Below are 17,534 nucleotides of genomic sequence, written 5' to 3' on the forward strand. Positions count from 1 at the left end.
CCATGTTCGTCTCTATCTTTTTTGTCTATAAAAAAAGAGAATGCGTAGCTCATCTTCGAAACGTCCAAAGACGCCGACAAACTATTATGAATTTATGGGTGCGAGTCAAAGAGATTGATCGTAGGTATGAAAGACTAATGTGATTAAAGTTTATTATGTACGAAGTGCATTCTCAAAAAATATTAAAGAATATACATAGTTTATATACTTAAAAGTGATTAAATTCTTATTCAGGAATTATTTTGCTACGTTTCAAGAAGGAATTGTTTTTTGAAATTTAATGAATGTTAGAATAATAGTCTAAAAAAATTAATTTAGGGGTGATTAGATTATGAAACATTTAAAAATTTTGTCTATTAAAGAGACACAACTTATCTATGGGGGTACCACTCATAGTGGAAAATATTATGGAAATGGAGTGTATTGCACTAAAAATAAATGTACGGTCGATTGGGCCAAGGCAACTACTTGTATTGCAGGAATGTCTATAGGTGGTTTTTTAGGTGGAGCAATTCCAGGGAAGTGCTAAAATGAAAAAAAATGCTAAGCAAATTGTTCATGAATTATATAATGATATATCTATAAGTAAAGATCCTAAATATTCTGATATTCTTGAGGTTTTACAAAAGGTATATTTAAAATTAGAAAAACAAAAATATGAATTAGATCCCAGTCCTTTAATAAATAGATTGGTGAATTATCTATATTTTACTGCTTATACTAATAAAATAAGATTCACTGAATATCAAGAGGAATTAATAAGAAATTTGAGTGAAATTGGAAGAACTGCTGGAATAAATGGTTTATATCGAGCAGATTATGGAGATAAATCTCAATTTTAATGATACTTATAATATTAAATATGTCTCAAAATTTTTTGATTAGAAAAATAGGTATATTGAATCAGTGCCATAAAAGTATTTATAGTTTGTAGGGGGAATCGTAATGGAAGAAAAAAATAGACTAAATGCTAAACAATGTTCAGATCAAGAGCTTAAAAAAATTAAAGGAGGTGCTGGAACAAAACCTCAAGGAAAACCGACATCAAATTTAGTGGAATGTGTTTTTTCATTATTTAAAAAGTGTAACTAAAATTTTTTTTATGATATCCTAAAATCAGGAGGGGATCTCTTGATTACTATCGATACAAAAGCTTATCTATTAAGAATGTTCGTGGGAAACTTTTTCTTTTTTCTCTTATTTTATATGACTAATACTGATATTAACAAAAGAAAATATCTTTTTGTATGTTTATTGATACCACTCACTTTTTTTGTTGAATTATTTACTGATGTTTCCGCAGCTATACCTATAATCGGAAGTTATTTTATATTAAAGGAAAAGAAGAAAACTAATATAGTGCTTTTAAATAAATTACTATTATGTATGCTTATTGATGATTTCAGATCTATTATTACTTCCATGGTTATGACGTATATGTTTTCATTTGAAGGGATAAAAGGGTATGGTTATGTAGTATTCCAGATAATGCTTGATTCTTTGTTCTTACTGATGTTTATTTGGTTATATAGAAAATTAGCTATAAATAGGATTGTTGAACAGTCCAGTTCTAAACTTACTGCTATATTCATGATTTATTTACTTACAATTGGTTTATTTGTTTCTTATGTTGCTCATCAATATCAAGTATTTGATCATTTTGTGTTTGGTGTCTTAATATTTTTAATCATTCAAATGTTTGTTGTTCTATTTTTATTTATTAGAATAACTATTAGGCAACGAGAACAATATGAACAGCAATTGAAAAGAAAGGAATTGGTTTATCTAAAAAAATATACTGATTCACTGGAAAAAGATCAAGAAAAATTTGCCAGATTTAGACATGACTATAAAAATTTATTGCTGAGTTTAAAAGAAATCGCTAATCAAAACCATGATTCGATATTGGAAAAAGAAATAAAAGAATTAGAGATCTATTCTAATTCTTATCTAACCAATAAGTTTGAATATCGTTATTTAAAAAATATAAAAAATGAATATTTGAAAAGTTTGTTGATAGCGAAGCTATACCAAGCAAATAACAATAAGATTTGTTGTAAATTCGAATGTCCAAGTACTATTATTGAAGTTCCTGTTCCAATATTTGACTGTATTAGGGTGCTTGGAATTATTCTCGATAATGCAATTGAAGCATCTATAGAGAGTCAAGATAGAGAACTGTCTCTAGCTATTTACCGAGATGATAAACAGATAGAAATTTCGATATCGAATAGTTGTAGAGAGATACTACTCTCTATAGATACTCTAATGAAAAAAGGTGTAACAACAAAAAAGGGACATCAAGGGTTAGGTTTATCTAGTATAGAGGAAATCAATAAAAAGAATCCCAATATGTTTGTGAACTATCAAAACGATCCGTATCAATTTACTACTCAAGTTATTTTGTTGTTTTGAGGGAAGGAGGGTTTATGAGTTATCCAATAATATTATGTGAAGATCAAATTATACAATTAAATCAGTTAGAACGAATTATTGATAATTTCATTCTTTTTCACGACGAAGTATTTAAGATAGTATTGAAAACACAAAGTCCGTTAGAAGTTAAAAAATACCTCAAACAATTCCGACCAAAGCAAGGAATATATTTCTTAGATATTGATTTAAATCATGAAGTTAACGGTATAGAATTAGCAGAAGTAATCAGAAAATATGATGTTCAAGCAAAAATCATTTTTACAACTACTCATGATGAGATGTTACCCGTAACAATAAAAAGAAGAGTTGAAACGTTAGGATTTGTAACAAAAGATCAAACACTAGATGAGTATCGAAACGAGATTGTTGAGTTATTGTTATTAGCGCAAGAAAGGATAGATGCAACAAAACAGGTTACGAATCAAGCATTTGTTTTTTCCATAGGTTCTCAAACATTTACTTTTGATATAAATGACATTTATTTTGTAGAAGCTTCAAAATTACCACATAGATTATCATTGTGTACTAAAGATGGGCAGTACGAATTTTATGGAAGAATTAGTGAGCTTGAAAAGAAATATCCTATGTTAACAAGAATTAGTCGAGCGTGTTTAGTAAATATCTTTAACGTTAAAGAAATAGATTTTAAAAAACGTTCACTATATTTTGATTCAGAGTTGGCCAGAAACTTTACTTTAGGGAAAGCACAAAAAATTAAGGAGAAGTTGAAAGAAAGCACTGTTTAGTGGTTTTTTCTTTAGGGAGATTGCATTTTTCTAATAAAATAGATTCCTTCACTAGTGCAAATTTTTCTGAATCCTATTAAAGTTGTACCAATTTTTATAGCTGTTATTAGTTACGTGCATAACAGCAATATTAGTTACTGGAGGAATATTTCTATGGTCTGGAACCAAAAAAGGGCCAAATGAATAGTTCTTTTCTTGTTTTTATTAAGTACCATAAAGGGGAATTAAAATTAAATGTATGGTGGAAGATGCGAAAGATTTGGCAAATTCTACTAATTTTTAGAAAGTGTTTTTCATTTTTTAGTTAAAAAATTTGTCCTGTCAAGTGCAATCCTATGATTGTACTTGATAGGATTTGAGATAATTACTTTCCTGTTTTTATAAATTTAACTTGCAGGAACAGGCTTTAATGCACATCCGACAAGTACATTACCAATACCTCCTGTAACGGCCGAAATAGGTCCTCCTGCAGCACCAACTACAGCGCTGCCAAGTCCTTTTGTAAAAATATCTCTACCATTACATTTCCAAAGAATTTTTATCTGACTTTAATAAAAGATAAAAATTTAATATAATTATAAAAACTAGCACAAGAAGCTTTAGTAAAAAGTTCTGTCCATTCCAAACTTTTGAAAAGATAAAGAACATACCTATGTTCGTAATCGACACAAACCAATCTTGAGGTTTGATATTTTTTAATTGTTTACGGCACCGGTCCACATGCCGAATCCAGCACCTAATAAAGCTCCACCTACACCACAAGCAGCTATTGCATAAGGTCCTCCGGCTGAACAAAGTTTTACTCCTGCTGTTGCCCCAGAAAAAGTAGTGCCTAAAACTCCCACGGCACTCCCACCTTGAATATTTTTCAACTCTTCTGAAGATAATATAAATGTTGTTTTTGTGTTTTTAATATGCATAATACTTATTCTCCTTTTTTATTTTTTTCGAGCATCCCAGCCAGCTGCAGCACCTCCAGCGACAGCTCCATATAACCCTCCAACAACACCGCAAGCTGGTCCGCAAATTGCTGTTCCTAAACCTGCACCACCTACTGCCCTTGTGGTAAGTCCACCTACAACTTGCCCCAATTTTCCCCAAACATTATTGCCTCCACCAACAGTTTGTGCATTTCCACAATACTTAGTTCCTTTACATTTTGCATGTTTAAACACGCTTCTTTAAATAATATTTTTTACGGTGCTACTGTAACATACGTATTTGATTAACAGTAAAAATCTTCCTGAAACTTATCAAGTTTATTCTTGAATAGTAAAATTTCCAAAATAAATTTGATTCAGGAATGAAAAAGTTAGTGTTCAAGAACTGTTTTCAAAGTTTTTGTGGAATTATGAGACAATATTTTCACTGTATTAAAGCTATATTGAGAATTTTTCTATAAAAATTTTTTAGAAGGAGTTGTGTTAGATAAGCGATAAAATCATTTCCTTTTCTTGATGCCAGTGAGATTATTGATGCTTTAGCAAGTGCTACGTTATCAATATTTTTAGATATTGGTATGGTGTTGCTTGTTGGGGTTAGGTTAGCTATTCAGAATAGTACGTTGTTTTTAATCACTCTATGCTCTTTGCCTTTTTATGTAGTTGCAATATTCGCTTTCGTGAAAAGCTATGAAAAATCGAACAGGGAAGAAATGGCAGCCGGTGCAGCTGTAAATTCTAGTATCATAGAAAGTCTTAAAGGAATAGAAACAATTAAAGCATATAGCGGTGAAGAGAAAGTATATAACCGTATAGACCATGAATTTGTTAAATTAATGAAAAAATCATTTCGTACGGTTACGCTTGATAATATTCAACAAGGAATTAAACATTTGATTCAATTAATTAGCAGTGCATTAATTTTATGGCTAGGTTCTTATTTTGTTATGGATAATAGAATTAGTCTAGGTCAACTTATCACATACAATGCTTTACTAGTATTTTTCACAGATCCTTTACAAAACATTATTAATTTACAAGTGAAAATGCAAACGGCTCAAGTTGCAAATAATCGTTTAAATGAAATTTTCGCGATTGATTCAGAAAAATCGAACCAGTCTTTTGAATATATGCTTTCTGAACAATTATTTCAACAAGATATCACTGTAAAAAACGTTTCATTCTCGTATAGCATGAAGGCCCCAACGTTGAACGAAATTTCATGTACAATTCCTTCGCACAGTATAACGGCTATAGTTGGAGTTAGTGGTTCTGGAAAATCAACTCTTGCAAAGTTATTTGTTCGTTTTTATGAAGCATCAGAAGGATCGATCCATTATGGAAACATTAATCACTTAGACATTCCTTTTCAGATATTACGCGATCGAGTGACATATTTGCCTCAAGAGTCATTTTTCTTTAGTGGAACAATCATTGAGAATCTTATATTCGGTTTAGATAGCCCACCAAGTTTCGAACAAATAATAGAAGTTTGTGAGATAGTCCAACTAAATGAATTTATTAATCAACAGCCATTACGTTACGAGACTTTGTTGGAAGAAGGTGGAAATAATCTTTCAGGAGGGCAACGACAACGATTAGCCATAGCACGGGCTTTATTAAAAAATCCGGACATATTAATTTTAGATGAAGCAACTAGTGGATTAGATACCTTGTTAGAACATGCCATTATGAATTATCTCCTCAATTTAAAAGAAAAAACGATTATTTTTATTGCGCATCATTTACCAATAGCAAAAGCATGTGATCAAATTTTAGTTCTCCATGAAGGGCATTTGGTAGAAAAAGGAACGCACGATGAACTTCGTTTTGCCGATGGTATCTATCAAAAATTATGGGAAATCTAGGAGAGGGAAACAATTTATGCAGAATAATAATTGGTTCGAACATTCTAGTATCTATACTAAACAACATCATAGCTTCTACCGTTGGGTGTTATACCCTGTAATTCTTTTTTTATGTATTATTGGATTGTTTTTAACCTTTGCTAAAAAAGAGGTTGTTATTCGGACAACGGCTCAATTGAACCCCGAAAAAATAGAGAAGTTACAAGTGCCATTAGAAGCTAAAATAATGGAAAACTTCCTAAAAGAAAATCAATTTGTTCATAAGGACGATGTGTTGGTTAGATTGGATTGTTCTTTAATAGAGAATGAAAAGGCTCAGATAGAACAAGAAAACCAACGTATTACTCAACAAATAAAGATGGCTCAGCTATTTATTGAAAGTATAAGTAAAGGAAAAAATTTGTTTTCAACGGATGACAGTTTTGGCTACAGTAATCAATTAAAGAGCATGTTGTCAGAAAAAGAATCACTCCGCTACGCTTTGAAGCAAAGTGAATTAAATGATCAAAAGCAATTAGAAGTATACGAAAAGACAAAAAGACAACTAGAAAAACAAATTGAGAGTTCAGATAGTAAATTACAAGAATGGCAACAAGTACAGGTAGCTTGGAGTAATAATCAATCATTAAAAGATTTTTCAAAAGAAATGATGGCAAACTATGAGAATTGGCAAGAACAACTAAATAATGTTTCTGATGATCAAAAAAATCAAGTGAAACTGACAATTTCAGCAAGCATAAATGAACAAATTGAGCAACTAAAAAAAGAAGTAGAACAGTATCAGTCAGAAAAAGCTAAATTAGTTAAACCAACTACTTCTGAGAATGACAGAATTAGTCAAACGGAAAAAGGAAAGCAAGAGCTAGAACAAGCAATAACAACTGTAAAACAAACAGTTACAGAGCTAAATGAAAAACAAGAGAAGAACCAGTCAGTTATCAAAAGTTTGGACGATCAACTTTCAAAAGGAATACTAAAAGCTCCTGTATCTGGAACGGTTCATTTAAATGAAGAAACAAAGGGACAAGCAGAACTAGCCAAAGGAACAGTGCTTGCAGAAATTTATCCGATCCACGAAAAATCAAAAATGAAATTTACAGCACTTTTACCTGCGAATGAAAGTACCTATATTAAAGAAGGGATGAAGGTTCATTTTAAATTGGATCAAAAAGGTGGGGCTCCGATTACGATCGACGGAACTTTAGATGAAATTTCAGAAAATTCTACTGCCACTGAGAAAGGTGTTTTTTATGCAGTGAAAGGAACGTTAAAAACAACTCAATCGTTTCCGTTTCGTTATGGATTAACTGGAGAGTTGTCTTTAATTGTAGGAGAAAAAACATATTGGCAACAAATTGTCGATGTGTTTCTAAATAAAAAATAATTATTTTTACTAAGAATATAGGAGGAGTTTATATGAATAAAAGAAGATGGATTGCTGTGGGAGTAGCGTGCGGATTATTGTTACTATCCATTATCGTCGCGCTAATTCCAGGAAAAGATAAAGAGGAAGCATCAAATACAACCCTAACAGGAATAAATAAGATTTTTTACGGATCTAACGAAATCACAGAAGAAACGTTAGAAGAAGGCGCATCAAATAAAAAGATTGTCAAACTATCCGTCAATGGAGTTATTGCAGATACAGGTGAAAGCAATCTTTTTAGTAGGGAACAATATAACCATCAGAATTTTTTAACACAGCTAAAGAAAATTCAAGAAGACAAAGCGGTTAAGGGAGTGTTATTAGAAGTAAATTCACCTGGGGGAGGAATATATGAAAGTGCTGAGATTGCTAAAGAAATGGCAAAAATTAAAAAGCTAGATATTCCTATCTATACTGCATTTAAAAATACAGCGGCAAGTGGAGGTTACTACATTTCTGCTGGATCAGATAAAATATTTGCTACGGAAGAAACAACAACTGGATCAATTGGTGTCATTATTTCTGGTTTAAATTATTCTGGCTTATTAGAAAAACTTGGCGTAACTGATGCGACGTATAAAAGTGGTGCATTAAAAGATATGATGTCACCTCAACACAAACCTTCAGAGGAAGAGAATAAAGTTATACAGGAATTTGTGATGAGTGCTTATGATCGTTTTGTCAATGTTGTAGCAAAAGGAAGAAATATGGATACTAATGCAGTGAAAGAACTTGCGGATGGAAGAATTTATGATGGTAACCAAGCAGTAGAAAATGGGTTGGTGGATCAAATTGGTTACTCTGAAGATGCATTAGATTCCCTAAAAAAAGAGAAGAAATTAACTGATGCGACGGTTATAGAATATAAAAATGACACAACTGGCTTTGCTTCTTCTTGGTTAGGTAATAAGATTGCTGAATGGCAAGGGCTAAAGGCAACTACATCAGATCGTGTAATTTCAGTTTTTGAAAAACTTGGATTTTCTGATACTCCAAAACCAATGTATTACTATGGAGGGCTATAAAATGAATAAGAAGAGTGGCATTGAAACTTTGCCTAATTATGTATTTGCGGGATTTTGGTTACGATTTTTTGCTTTTCTTATTGATTTAATTTGTATTAGCATCATCACCCATGCTACTATAGGTCTCTTTTACAAAATCATGGGACTGGAATCTGACAAATCCATTATTACTTTTTATGGTATAGCGTCATTAGCTATTTATTTAACCTATTTTGTACTTTTGACTAAGCTGAATTCAGGACAAACAATTGGGAAAATGATTTTTGGGATAAGAGTAGTGAGCTTTGAGGAAAAAGAGCTAAGTTGGCAAACTATCTTTATTCGTGAGTGTATATGTAGGTTTATATTAAAAAATTTTGTATTTCAAATTGGGTATTTGGTGGCTGCTTTCACACCCAAGAAACAACATATTGGGGATTATTTTTCTAACACGTCAGTGGTTGTTATTCGTTCATTAGAAGCTATTAACTATGGTCAAAAAATTTCTAATTCTAAAACACTTAATCTGGAGAGAATTAAATGAATAAGAGAAAAACAGAGTTTATTTTGATTTTAATTAGTGGAATAACAGGGATTTTATGTAGTCTTTTAGCATTGATGGGTGGTATGTTTCTATCTTCTATTGATTCAACTACTTTAAATACTACAGAACTAACCAGTAAGGATATAGATATGTTAGTCAATCTAAGCGGGAATGCTGTTTTATTTGGAGGAATTACCCTAGTTTTTTCGATAATGATTTTCATAATAGGTTTTTTAGTAAGAAAAAATCAAAAAACAGTGGTCTATGGTATTAGTTTACTCATTTTATCTATTATTCCATTTTTTCTTTTAACATTATTGTGGGTAATTCCTGGAGTTTTAGGTATTATTGCGGGATTGATGCTTCTAATAAGAAAGTCTTAATTAGGCAATGTGTAGACAACGTGAAACGAATTAATCAATTAAAAGCTAAATACGTTTTGAGAAATGATAACTTGTAGTCGATGGAAGACATGTAGATAAAAAAACTACGTGTCTTTTATTTATTCTAATTTTTTCGAAAAAAAGACACTCTCTGATTGTTGTATTAATGGAAAAGGGGAAAGCAGCAAGTAAATTTAGTTTTTCTATTAAATATTCTCCACTTTTTAACCTTTTATAGTACTTAGATTTAATCCTATATGTTTAGAGAGTTCATTGGCAGCATGATTTTGCAAAGCTTCTCGAATTATTGTTATATTAGAAACTTTACTGTTCATAATTATGCTTCTTTTTTAACTCAAAGTCCAAAGGGCTACAGTGGACTTTGAGTTAAAAATAAAAAGCCCTAGTTATTTTGAAAAATAAAAAAAGAACAGCGTAAATGTTTTCGAAATGCTTTCGCACCAACATTTACCTGTTCCGTGGGTTTGGCACCCAATGGGCCGTGAGGGGCTCGAACCCGCGACCCGCTGATTAAGAGTCAGCTGCTCTACCAACTGAGCTAACGGCCCGTACAAAAAGTACTTAATAATAGTAGCACTAAGAATTTTAAAATGCAAGACTACATTTAAAGAAAATCAGAAAAATCTTTACTTCCTTATAGGAAATCATTCATAGATTATTCACATTTGCTCGCTATTATATAAGCATACCAACAAACAAAGTTCTTGCAAGAGAACAAACCCTAACACTTTTTTCATTTTTTACTCCTTTCCCGCCGTCTCCCCGGCGGGTCTCCTGTTCTTAACGATAAAAGACAAGAAGGCTTGGCCTTCTTGTTTTTTTGCTTTTATAAAATTCCATTAATTAAATCATCTAGTTCAAACAACTAGATTGAATGTTTATGATAACTTTGGTATCATGTTAATGAAATGAAAAAAGGAGCGGTTACGATGGAAAAAATGCGTCAGCAATTAATGGAGTGGGGAAAAGAACTGGAAACATTCCGTCTGCCTCACTGGGAAGAGCTCCCCGACCTAGAACTTTATATGGATCAAGTCAGAACGTTAGTTGATCGTTATCTTTCACCTGTGATACAAGGAGAAAAGCATCCATTGCTGACCTCCTCTATGGTAAACAACTACGTTAAACTGGGTTTGATACCAGCACCAGTTAAAAAAAGATACAACAAAGAACATGTAGCATTTTTACTTGCAATTACTACATTGAAACAAGTATTGACTATTCCTGAAATCAAAGAAGGAATATTGTTCCAAGGAAAAACAGTGGGGATTCGTGAAGCTTATAATCTATTCTGTGATGAACAAGAAGCAGCTGTATGGATGGTCAGCCAATTAGCACAAGGCAAATCCCATCCCCAAAAATTCGACCAGGCGACCCCTGTAGAATATATTGCTGTAAGAGCAGCAACTTTATCGTTTGCAATGAAACTTCTTGCGGAAAAAACGATTGTTCTAGAAACCGAATACTTAAAAGAGGAGAAAACAAATGAAAAATGATAAAATCGCGATTTTAGTAGATTCTGGTACGGATGTGCCAGAAGAATTGATAAAAAAATATGAGATGTACATGATTCCTTTGAAAATTATTTATAAAGATCAGGTATATACAGATAAAATAGATATTACACCTGAAGAAATCTATCAACGTTTGCCAGAGGAAATTCCAGGTACATCTTTGCCTGATGGCGAGTCGATCACAGAAATCTTTGAGCAAATCAAAAAAGATGGTTATGAAAAAGTACTTGCGGTAACGATTTCCAGCGGATTGAGCGGGACGTATAACGTGGTTCGTTTGATTGCAGAACAGCAAGAAGAATTGGAAGCTTATGTACTAGATACGAAAAATATCGGTATTGGCGCGGGTTTTTCTGCAATACAAGCAGCGAAATGGCTAGAAGACGGTGTCGAGTGGAATCAGCTGATCAGTAATTTGAATGAATTAGTCGAAAGAACAAAAGTTTTCTTTAATGTTGCGACATTGGAATATCTCCAAAAAGGTGGACGGATTGGTTTAGTTGCTTCTATTTTAGGAACCGCTTTAAAGCTTAACCCGATCATCTCCTGTAATGATGAAGGAATCTATTACACAGTAGGAAAAGCTAGAGGACGTAAAAAAAGTTTGGATAAGACGGTTGCTTACGTCAAAGAAAAAATCGGCAATGCCAAGGTTTTTAACTTAGCCGTTGCCCACGGTGATGCGAAAGAAGAAGCGATTGAAATGGAAGCGAGGCTCAAAAGAGAGTTCCCGCAAGCAAACCAAATCTACTTTGGTCAAATTTCTCCGGCATTAGTAGTCCATACTGGTCCGGGATTATTAGGTGTCGGCGTACAAGTTTTAGAAGGATAAATCAAAAAAAGGAAAACAGTGAGGTGAAAATCAGTGTTTTCCTTTTTTTATTGAAGTTAGAACAAAAAAAGAAAGTATTTTGCACTCCCATGTTAATTTTCTCTTTTGTTTTATAGGCAAAGATGAAACAAAACCAGAAATACGGTATAATGAAAAGGTGTGACAATAATATATAAGAGGTGGCTCTTTATGAAAAAAGTTTTAGTTGTCGATGATGAGAAGCCGATTTCGGATATCGTCAAATTCAATTTAGCCAAAGAAGGCTATGATGTTTATACTGCATATGATGGGGAAGAAGCCTTGGAAAAAGTTGCTGAGGTAGAACCTGATTTGATTTTACTTGATTTGATGCTACCTAAAATGGACGGCTTAGAAGTGGCTCGTGAGGTACGCAAAACGTATGACATGCCAATCATTATGGTAACAGCCAAAGATTCTGAAATTGATAAAGTCCTAGGCTTAGAATTAGGCGCGGATGACTACGTGACTAAGCCATTTTCCAATCGAGAATTAGTGGCAAGGGTCAAAGCGAATCTTCGTCGTGGTGCCACGGCTACGAAGGAACCAGAAGATGCGGCTCCTGCGGAATTGACGATTGGTGATTTGACCATCCATCCAGAAGCTTACATGGTGACGAAACGAGGAGAAACAATCGAGTTGACACATCGTGAATTCGAACTACTTTTTTACTTGGCGAAGCACCTTGGGCAAGTGATGACAAGAGAACATTTATTACAAACGGTTTGGGGCTATGATTATTTTGGAGATGTACGAACAGTGGATGTAACTGTACGTCGGTTGCGCGAGAAGATCGAAGATAATCCAAGCCATCCAAATTATTTAGTGACACGCCGTGGTGTCGGTTACTATTTGCGTAACCCAGAACAGGAGTAATTGGATGAAAAGAAAAGTCCGCTTTTTTCGATCAGTCAATTTTAAGATCGCTATTACTTTTATTTTGATTTTATTGATCTCGATCGAAATTATTGGCGCCTATTTTATACGTGGATTGGAACGTTCCACGATCAATACATTTATTAAAGATATGAATCAAACGGTGGAATCATTAGCGACGACAATCAGTCCGGAATTAAATCGCAAAGATAACGTAGATGACGAAGAGGTAAATGCGAATATCAAGAGATTTATTGAAAACAGTGCGACTAGCGATATCATCGAAATACGGGTCGTTGACGAAAAAGGGATCATCCGAGGAACAACTGATGTCAATGAACAAAGCGCTGTGGGAAAGAAAAATGATTATGTCGATATCAATGATTTCACAACTAAACGGTATGTTGCTTTAGATAACGACGATAAACGGGTGAATATCAATGTTCAACCGATCCTGTCCCCGACCGGCGATGCCGTTATCGGGGCTCTTTACGTCAAAAGTAATATCGAACAAAAATATTCGGAAATCAATAATACAGCAGTCATTTTCTTTACTGCCTCACTGATTGCTGCGTTTATTTCAATGATCGTCTCCGTTTTAGTGGCTCGTTCGATTACTCAGCCAATCGGTGAAATGAGAGAACAAGCCATTCGAATCGCTAGAGGAGACTACAGCCGGAAAGTCAAAGTGCATGGACAAGATGAACTAGGGCAGTTGGCTGATACCTTCAATCAGTTAGCTGAACGTATCGAAGAAGCTCAAGATACAATGGAAGCTGAACGCAATCGGTTGGATAGCGTGCTGTCTCATATGACAGACGGCGTCATCGCGACAGACCGCAGGGGGAAAGTCATTACGATCAATGATATGGCTGTTTCCTTGCTAGATGTCAAAAATGAGGAAGCAATTGGACAATCGATTTTGACACTTTTGGATATCGAAGAAGAATATACCTTGCGTAAATTATTAGAAGATCCAAACGAAATGGTACTTGACCGTTCAACCAGTACATTGGAGAGCGATCAGATGATCTTACGAGTAGACTTTTCCATGATCCGTCGTGAATCAGGTTTTATCAGCGGATTAGTAGCTGTCTTGCATGATGTGACAGAACAAGAAAAAACAGAACGGGAACGCCGTGAATTCGTTTCTAATGTTTCCCATGAGCTTCGTACACCACTGACAAGCATGCGCAGTTATATCGAAGCATTGAGCGAAGGTGCATGGAAAGATGAAGAAGTAGCACCAAATTTTTTGAAAGTAACATTGGATGAAACAGATCGGATGATTCGAATGATCAATGATCTCCTGAATCTATCTCGCATGGATACAGGAAATACCCAGCTTCAATTAGAGTATGTCAATTTTAACGAGTTAGTGAATTTTGTTCTTGACCGTTTTGATATGATGGTGGGAAACCAAGAAAAAAATTATAAGATCCGTCGTGAATTCACGCAAAGAGATCTTTGGGTCGAAGTAGATACAGATAAAATCATCCAAGTAGTTGATAATATCATGAATAACGCGATCAAGTATTCACCAGATGGGGGAACGATCACCTGTCGCTTATTAGAAACGCATAATAACGTGATTTTAAGTATTACCGACCAAGGATTGGGGATTCCTAAAAAAGATCTGAACCGAGTGTTCGAACGATTTTATCGAGTAGATAAAGCACGTGCAAGAGCACAAGGTGGGACAGGACTTGGATTAGCTATTTCTAGAGAAGTAATCAAGGCGCACCGAGGCGCGATTTGGGCAGAGAGCAAGGAAGGAAAAGGATCGACTTTTTATATCTCGCTGCCATACGAACCTTATGAGGAGGAATGGTGGGAATGAGAATTTCTGAAAAAGTCGTTCGCGTAGGACTTATTTTGATGGTTGCATTAAGTTTATATTTCTCTTATGCCATCTGGCTGAGTCCAGCAGGGAAAAGTTCGATCAGCGTCGATGAGACAAACACTCAAATGATCGAGTCTCAAAGCAATCGGAAAACTTCTGAAGTTTTTCTTCCACTTCATGTCACGTGGCACCATTCGGGAACGATCCAAGAAACCAACAGTGAAAATCTCGTGTACCGATTGCAATTGATCATCGATAAAGCAAGATTCGGGAAGCTTTCTGAAGTCGTTTCGGGAGATGAATCACAATTCGAACAAGTGAAAAATCTGACATCTGGTTTCGAGTTGGCCTATAATGCGCCTTTTTTGCTAAGAGAATATAAGGAAGCATTTGATTTAGATGTAGACGTCTCGAATTTGGCAAAAGAAAGCGAAAATATGTATTTTACTAGAATACAATTCGATCAAGGAAACAAAAAAATCCGATTTTTGAATTATTCGAACCACCTTGTATATGAAGCGAATATTTCATTGAATTGGGAGGATATCAACAAAGAATTAACAGCAAACGACACGAAATGGACAGAAATGTCAACAGAACCGTCGACGATCGACACGCAATATGCTACGAAACATTCAATCAAGTTGAAAAAGTACAGCTATATCCTTTCGCAGCAACCCTATACACTTTTTAGAAATGCTTTTTTCCAGAAGCCAGATAGCGTGAAAAATAATGATGAAAGCAATGAATTGATTTTTTACGGTGGGAATGAAACGATGTCTATCCATTCGGAAACGCAAGTAGTTGATTTTCGAGGAGAGCTGCCAGAGAAAAAAGAAAATGCTAGTGTATTTTCTGAAAGTTTTCCCTATATTAGCAAATTAGGCAGTTCTTTAGGGAATCTCAGATATTTTGACCGCAGTGACAATACAATCGATTACCGGATCTTCGTGGAAGGCTTCCCGGTTTTTGGGACGGACAGCAGAGGACAGATCGGTGTGGAAGTTGGCGGTGAAACAAACGGTTCGGTGCAAGTGAATATCCAAACCAGTTTGAATACGATTCAAGTACCGATACCTTCAGATGAAGAAGTAGAACTTGCAAGTACGAATGAAATCATCCAGCAGCTGGAAGCTAAGGGAGCAGATAGCAACAAGATTGGTTCAGTAATCGTTGGCTATACATGGCAAAATGTCAAAGAAACGAATCGCGTCGTTGATCTCTTACCTGAATGGTATGTGAAATATAAAGATAACTGGTATTCAGCTAACGACCTTCTGGAAAAATTACCTGGATTGGAGGCGAATTAATTGGATTTTAAAAAAATCGAATGGATATTTTTCGTCGCTTTTTTAGGGTTGAATGTGTTTTTATTCAGCAGTTATCATGATGCGGTATACCAAGAAAACAATGTCATTCGTTCTGATCAGACTGAATCAATTCAACAACGTCTGGCTAGTGACGATATCACTTATACGGGGAAGATTTCTTCTGAGAGCAAGCAAGGCTATTATCTTAGCGCGGAACAGACCAATCTTAGCACTTCATTAGCAAATTATCGCAAGGCTGGAAAAAGCGGATTGTTGGAAAGTGGCGTGTTTTTAGACGGCGATGTTTTGACAAAATCCTTATCCAGCTCAGAAGCTGAAAAGAACGTGATTGATCCAGATAAGATCAGCAGTTCTTTGGAAGATTTTTTAGCTAACAAAGACAATATTTTGTTCGGTAATGAGTATGTGTATACGAAAAACTTTTCTCATTTAGAAGAAGAACCACTAGAAATCCAAGCAAGCCAAGAGTATGAAGGTATTCCGTTCAATGATGATACAGCAAAAATCGTTCTTTCTTTAGAAAAAAACGATAACGATTATAGTATCACGAAATACATGCAGACGCATTTATCTGATATCGAGCAGCTGCGTGAAAAGACGGAACTGTATACAGAAGAGGAAGCAATCAATACATTGTACATCAATAATAAAATACCAAGAGGATCAAAAATCTTATGGCGTCAACTAGCTTATTCCTGTATTCTGAAAGTCCGGGAAAAAAATGTGTATGTTCCTGTTTGGCATGTAGCGATCGAAACAAGTGATAAAGTGGTTCAAATCGAGAGCGTCAACGCTTTCAGCAATACGATCGTGACAAACAATACTGTACCAAAAGTGGAAGATCAATAAAAAAGCGAGTATAATGAAAAAAGTTTACAAAGTAAGAAGGGAAGTAGGAGTCAAATGGCTGAAGAAAAACCAGCTTTTAAAATCAGTATCCTAGCAAGTGGAAGTTCGGGTAATTCACTTTATATCGAAAGTGAAAAAAAACGGCTTTTGGTCGATGCAGGACTTAGCGGTAAAAAAATCACTTCCTTGATGGCTCAAATTGATCGGACACCGGACCAATTAGATGGAATACTTGTGACGCATGAACATCGAGACCATATACATGGTGTAGGTGTCTTAGCTCGTAAGTATCATTTGGATGTTTTTGCCAATCAGCAGACTTGGGAAGCGATGGAGCCGCTGATTGGGAATGTACCAGTGGAACAAAAACATCTATTTGAGATGGGAAAAGTAAGAACATTCGGCGATATCGATATTGAGAGTTTCGGCGTCTCCCATGACGCAGCAGCTCCGCAATTTTATCGTTTCCATAAAGAAAACCGTTCATTCGTCATGTTGACGGATACCGGATACTGCAGTGATTACATGCGAGGTGTCATTGGAAATGCCGATGGTTATTTGATGGAAAGTAACCATGATCTTGAGATGTTACGCATGGGACCTTATCCGTGGAATCTAAAACAGCGTATTTTAGGAGATAGAGGGCATCTTTCCAACGAAGATGGTGCACTTGTCATGACTGATGTGATCGGTAATCGGACCAAACGAATCTATCTTGGTCATCTTAGCAAGGAAAACAATATGAAAGAACTTGCTCATTTAACGATGGAAAATGTTTTGAAAGAAAAAGATTTTGGCGTTGGACATGATTTTGAAATCTATGATACAGATCCAGATGAAGCAACTGAGCTATTTTCGATTTAAACAGTTCAGTCAATAAAAAATAAAAACAGAAGATAAAA

Annotated in this window: 18 protein-coding genes, 1 tRNA gene and 1 pseudogene; 17 read left to right on the forward strand and 3 right to left on the reverse strand. The window is 34.8% G+C overall.

Features of this window, described 5'->3' with window-relative positions; genetic code table 11:
* Window positions 1–331: 331 nt before the first annotated feature.
* From A5816_RS12785 to A5816_RS12805, 5 genes are all read left to right on the forward strand, one after another.
* Window positions 332–529 (forward strand): class II bacteriocin, encoded by a 198-nt coding sequence (locus tag A5816_RS12785; protein WP_002304799.1) that lies wholly within the window; start codon window positions 332–334, stop codon window positions 527–529.
* 1 nt (window position 530) lies between these two features.
* Window positions 531–842: a bacteriocin immunity protein gene (locus tag A5816_RS12790; protein ID WP_002287810.1), complete on the forward strand. Its 312-nt coding sequence runs from the start codon at window positions 531–533 to the stop codon at window positions 840–842.
* Between the two features lie 103 nt (window positions 843–945).
* The gene (locus A5816_RS12795; RefSeq protein ID WP_086311476.1) at window positions 946–1,092 is read left to right on the forward strand and encodes an EntF family bacteriocin induction factor; all 147 of its coding nucleotides are present in this window, start codon (window positions 946–948) and stop codon (window positions 1,090–1,092) included.
* Between the two features lie 75 nt (window positions 1,093–1,167).
* The gene (locus tag A5816_RS12800) at window positions 1,168–2,415 is read left to right on the forward strand and encodes a sensor histidine kinase (protein ID WP_002374847.1); all 1,248 of its coding nucleotides are present in this window, start codon (window positions 1,168–1,170) and stop codon (window positions 2,413–2,415) included.
* A 14-nt stretch (window positions 2,416–2,429) separates the two neighbouring features.
* Window positions 2,430–3,182, forward strand: a complete 753-nt coding sequence (locus A5816_RS12805) for a response regulator transcription factor (RefSeq protein WP_002325334.1) — start codon at window positions 2,430–2,432, stop codon at window positions 3,180–3,182.
* 695 nt (window positions 3,183–3,877) lie between these two features.
* On the opposite strand, the gene A5816_RS12815 is transcribed toward A5816_RS12805, so the two are convergent.
* Window positions 3,878–4,102 carry a Blp family class II bacteriocin gene (locus A5816_RS12815; protein WP_002374842.1) on the reverse strand — a complete coding sequence of 75 codons (225 nt, stop codon included), beginning with the start codon at window positions 4,100–4,102 and terminating at the stop codon, window positions 3,878–3,880.
* Between the two features lie 18 nt (window positions 4,103–4,120).
* Complete coding sequence (locus A5816_RS12820) at window positions 4,121–4,357, reverse strand: bacteriocin (protein ID WP_086311477.1); 237 nt, start codon at window positions 4,355–4,357, stop codon at window positions 4,121–4,123.
* Between the two features lie 275 nt (window positions 4,358–4,632).
* Between A5816_RS12820 and A5816_RS12825 the strand changes: the two are divergent.
* From A5816_RS12825 to A5816_RS12845, 5 genes and pseudogenes are all read left to right on the forward strand, one after another.
* Window positions 4,633–5,991 (forward strand): annotated as a pseudogene (locus A5816_RS12825) (peptide cleavage/export ABC transporter); the annotation flags it as partial.
* Window positions 5,960–7,375 (forward strand): HlyD family secretion protein, encoded by a 1,416-nt coding sequence (locus tag A5816_RS12830; RefSeq protein WP_002348772.1) that lies wholly within the window; start codon window positions 5,960–5,962, stop codon window positions 7,373–7,375. The pseudogene A5816_RS12825 and the gene A5816_RS12830, both read left to right, overlap by 32 nt.
* Window positions 7,376–7,407: 32 nt before the next feature.
* Complete coding sequence (gene sppA / locus A5816_RS12835) at window positions 7,408–8,442, forward strand: signal peptide peptidase SppA (protein WP_002294607.1); 1,035 nt, start codon at window positions 7,408–7,410, stop codon at window positions 8,440–8,442.
* Between the two features lies 1 nt (window position 8,443).
* Window positions 8,444–8,965 carry an RDD family protein gene (locus A5816_RS12840; RefSeq protein ID WP_002294608.1) on the forward strand — a complete coding sequence of 174 codons (522 nt, stop codon included), beginning with the start codon at window positions 8,444–8,446 and terminating at the stop codon, window positions 8,963–8,965.
* A complete protein-coding gene (locus A5816_RS12845) occupies window positions 8,962–9,348 on the forward strand; it encodes a DUF4064 domain-containing protein (protein ID WP_086311479.1) in 387 nt (128 codons plus the stop codon). The genes A5816_RS12840 and A5816_RS12845 overlap by 4 nt, the downstream gene beginning before the upstream one ends.
* A 496-nt stretch (window positions 9,349–9,844) precedes the next feature.
* Here the strand turns inward: A5816_RS12845 and A5816_RS12850 are convergent.
* Window positions 9,845–9,917: transfer RNA gene (locus A5816_RS12850), tRNA-Lys, on the reverse strand.
* Between the two features lie 381 nt (window positions 9,918–10,298).
* Between A5816_RS12850 and A5816_RS12855 the strand changes: the two genes are divergently transcribed.
* The 7 genes from A5816_RS12855 to A5816_RS12885 all read left to right on the forward strand — a co-directional run bounded on the left by A5816_RS12855 (window position 10,299) and on the right by A5816_RS12885 (window position 17,496).
* Window positions 10,299–10,865 (forward strand): DUF1836 domain-containing protein, encoded by a 567-nt coding sequence (locus A5816_RS12855; protein WP_002290590.1) that lies wholly within the window; start codon window positions 10,299–10,301, stop codon window positions 10,863–10,865.
* Complete coding sequence (locus A5816_RS12860; protein WP_002374830.1) at window positions 10,855–11,715, forward strand: DegV family protein; 861 nt, start codon at window positions 10,855–10,857, stop codon at window positions 11,713–11,715. The genes A5816_RS12855 and A5816_RS12860 overlap by 11 nt, the downstream gene beginning before the upstream one ends.
* 189 nt (window positions 11,716–11,904) lie before the next feature.
* Window positions 11,905–12,609, forward strand: a complete 705-nt coding sequence (gene yycF, locus A5816_RS12865; protein ID WP_002374828.1) for a response regulator YycF — start codon at window positions 11,905–11,907, stop codon at window positions 12,607–12,609.
* Between the two features lie 4 nt (window positions 12,610–12,613).
* Window positions 12,614–14,449: a cell wall metabolism sensor histidine kinase WalK gene (walK, locus tag A5816_RS12870; protein WP_002290593.1), complete on the forward strand. Its 1,836-nt coding sequence runs from the start codon at window positions 12,614–12,616 to the stop codon at window positions 14,447–14,449.
* Window positions 14,446–15,762 (forward strand): YycH family regulatory protein, encoded by a 1,317-nt coding sequence (locus A5816_RS12875; protein WP_025478526.1) that lies wholly within the window; start codon window positions 14,446–14,448, stop codon window positions 15,760–15,762. The genes walK and A5816_RS12875 overlap by 4 nt, the downstream gene beginning before the upstream one ends.
* Window positions 15,763–16,632, forward strand: coding sequence for a two-component system regulatory protein YycI (locus A5816_RS12880; protein ID WP_010732913.1), 870 nt, complete (start codon window positions 15,763–15,765; stop codon window positions 16,630–16,632).
* Window positions 16,633–16,686: 54 nt separating this feature from the next.
* Entirely contained in the window at window positions 16,687–17,496 is an 810-nt protein-coding gene (locus A5816_RS12885) for an MBL fold metallo-hydrolase (RefSeq protein WP_086311480.1), read from the forward strand.
* Window positions 17,497–17,534: the final 38 nt, after the last annotated feature.

It is taken from the genome of Enterococcus sp. 3G1_DIV0629 (assembly GCF_002141285.1).
In the GTDB taxonomy this organism is placed as follows: domain Bacteria; phylum Bacillota; class Bacilli; order Lactobacillales; family Enterococcaceae; genus Enterococcus_B; species Enterococcus_B lactis.

Excerpts from the sequence above, each read along its gene's own strand:
- A5816_RS12785 (WP_002304799.1), top strand. The coding sequence starts at position 332 with ATGAAACATTTAAAAATTTTGTCTATTAAAGAGACACAACTTATCTAT.
- A5816_RS12790 (WP_002287810.1), top strand. The coding sequence starts at position 531 with ATGAAAAAAAATGCTAAGCAAATTGTTCATGAATTATATAATGATATA.
- A5816_RS12795 (WP_086311476.1), top strand. The coding sequence starts at position 946 with ATGGAAGAAAAAAATAGACTAAATGCTAAACAATGTTCAGATCAAGAG.
- A5816_RS12800 (WP_002374847.1), top strand. The coding sequence starts at position 1,168 with ATGTTCGTGGGAAACTTTTTCTTTTTTCTCTTATTTTATATGACTAAT.
- A5816_RS12805 (WP_002325334.1), top strand. The coding sequence starts at position 2,430 with ATGAGTTATCCAATAATATTATGTGAAGATCAAATTATACAATTAAAT.
- A5816_RS12815 (WP_002374842.1), bottom strand. The coding sequence starts at position 4,102 with ATGCATATTAAAAACACAAAAACAACATTTATATTATCTTCAGAAGAG.
- A5816_RS12830 (WP_002348772.1), top strand. The coding sequence starts at position 5,960 with ATGGTATCTATCAAAAATTATGGGAAATCTAGGAGAGGGAAACAATTT.
- sppA (WP_002294607.1), top strand. The coding sequence starts at position 7,408 with ATGAATAAAAGAAGATGGATTGCTGTGGGAGTAGCGTGCGGATTATTG.
- A5816_RS12840 (WP_002294608.1), top strand. The coding sequence starts at position 8,444 with ATGAATAAGAAGAGTGGCATTGAAACTTTGCCTAATTATGTATTTGCG.
- A5816_RS12845 (WP_086311479.1), top strand. The coding sequence starts at position 8,962 with ATGAATAAGAGAAAAACAGAGTTTATTTTGATTTTAATTAGTGGAATA.
- A5816_RS12855 (WP_002290590.1), top strand. The coding sequence starts at position 10,299 with ATGGAAAAAATGCGTCAGCAATTAATGGAGTGGGGAAAAGAACTGGAA.
- A5816_RS12860 (WP_002374830.1), top strand. The coding sequence starts at position 10,855 with ATGAAAAATGATAAAATCGCGATTTTAGTAGATTCTGGTACGGATGTG.
- yycF (WP_002374828.1), top strand. The coding sequence starts at position 11,905 with ATGAAAAAAGTTTTAGTTGTCGATGATGAGAAGCCGATTTCGGATATC.
- walK (WP_002290593.1), top strand. The coding sequence starts at position 12,614 with ATGAAAAGAAAAGTCCGCTTTTTTCGATCAGTCAATTTTAAGATCGCT.
- A5816_RS12875 (WP_025478526.1), top strand. The coding sequence starts at position 14,446 with ATGAGAATTTCTGAAAAAGTCGTTCGCGTAGGACTTATTTTGATGGTT.
- A5816_RS12885 (WP_086311480.1), top strand. The coding sequence starts at position 16,687 with ATGGCTGAAGAAAAACCAGCTTTTAAAATCAGTATCCTAGCAAGTGGA.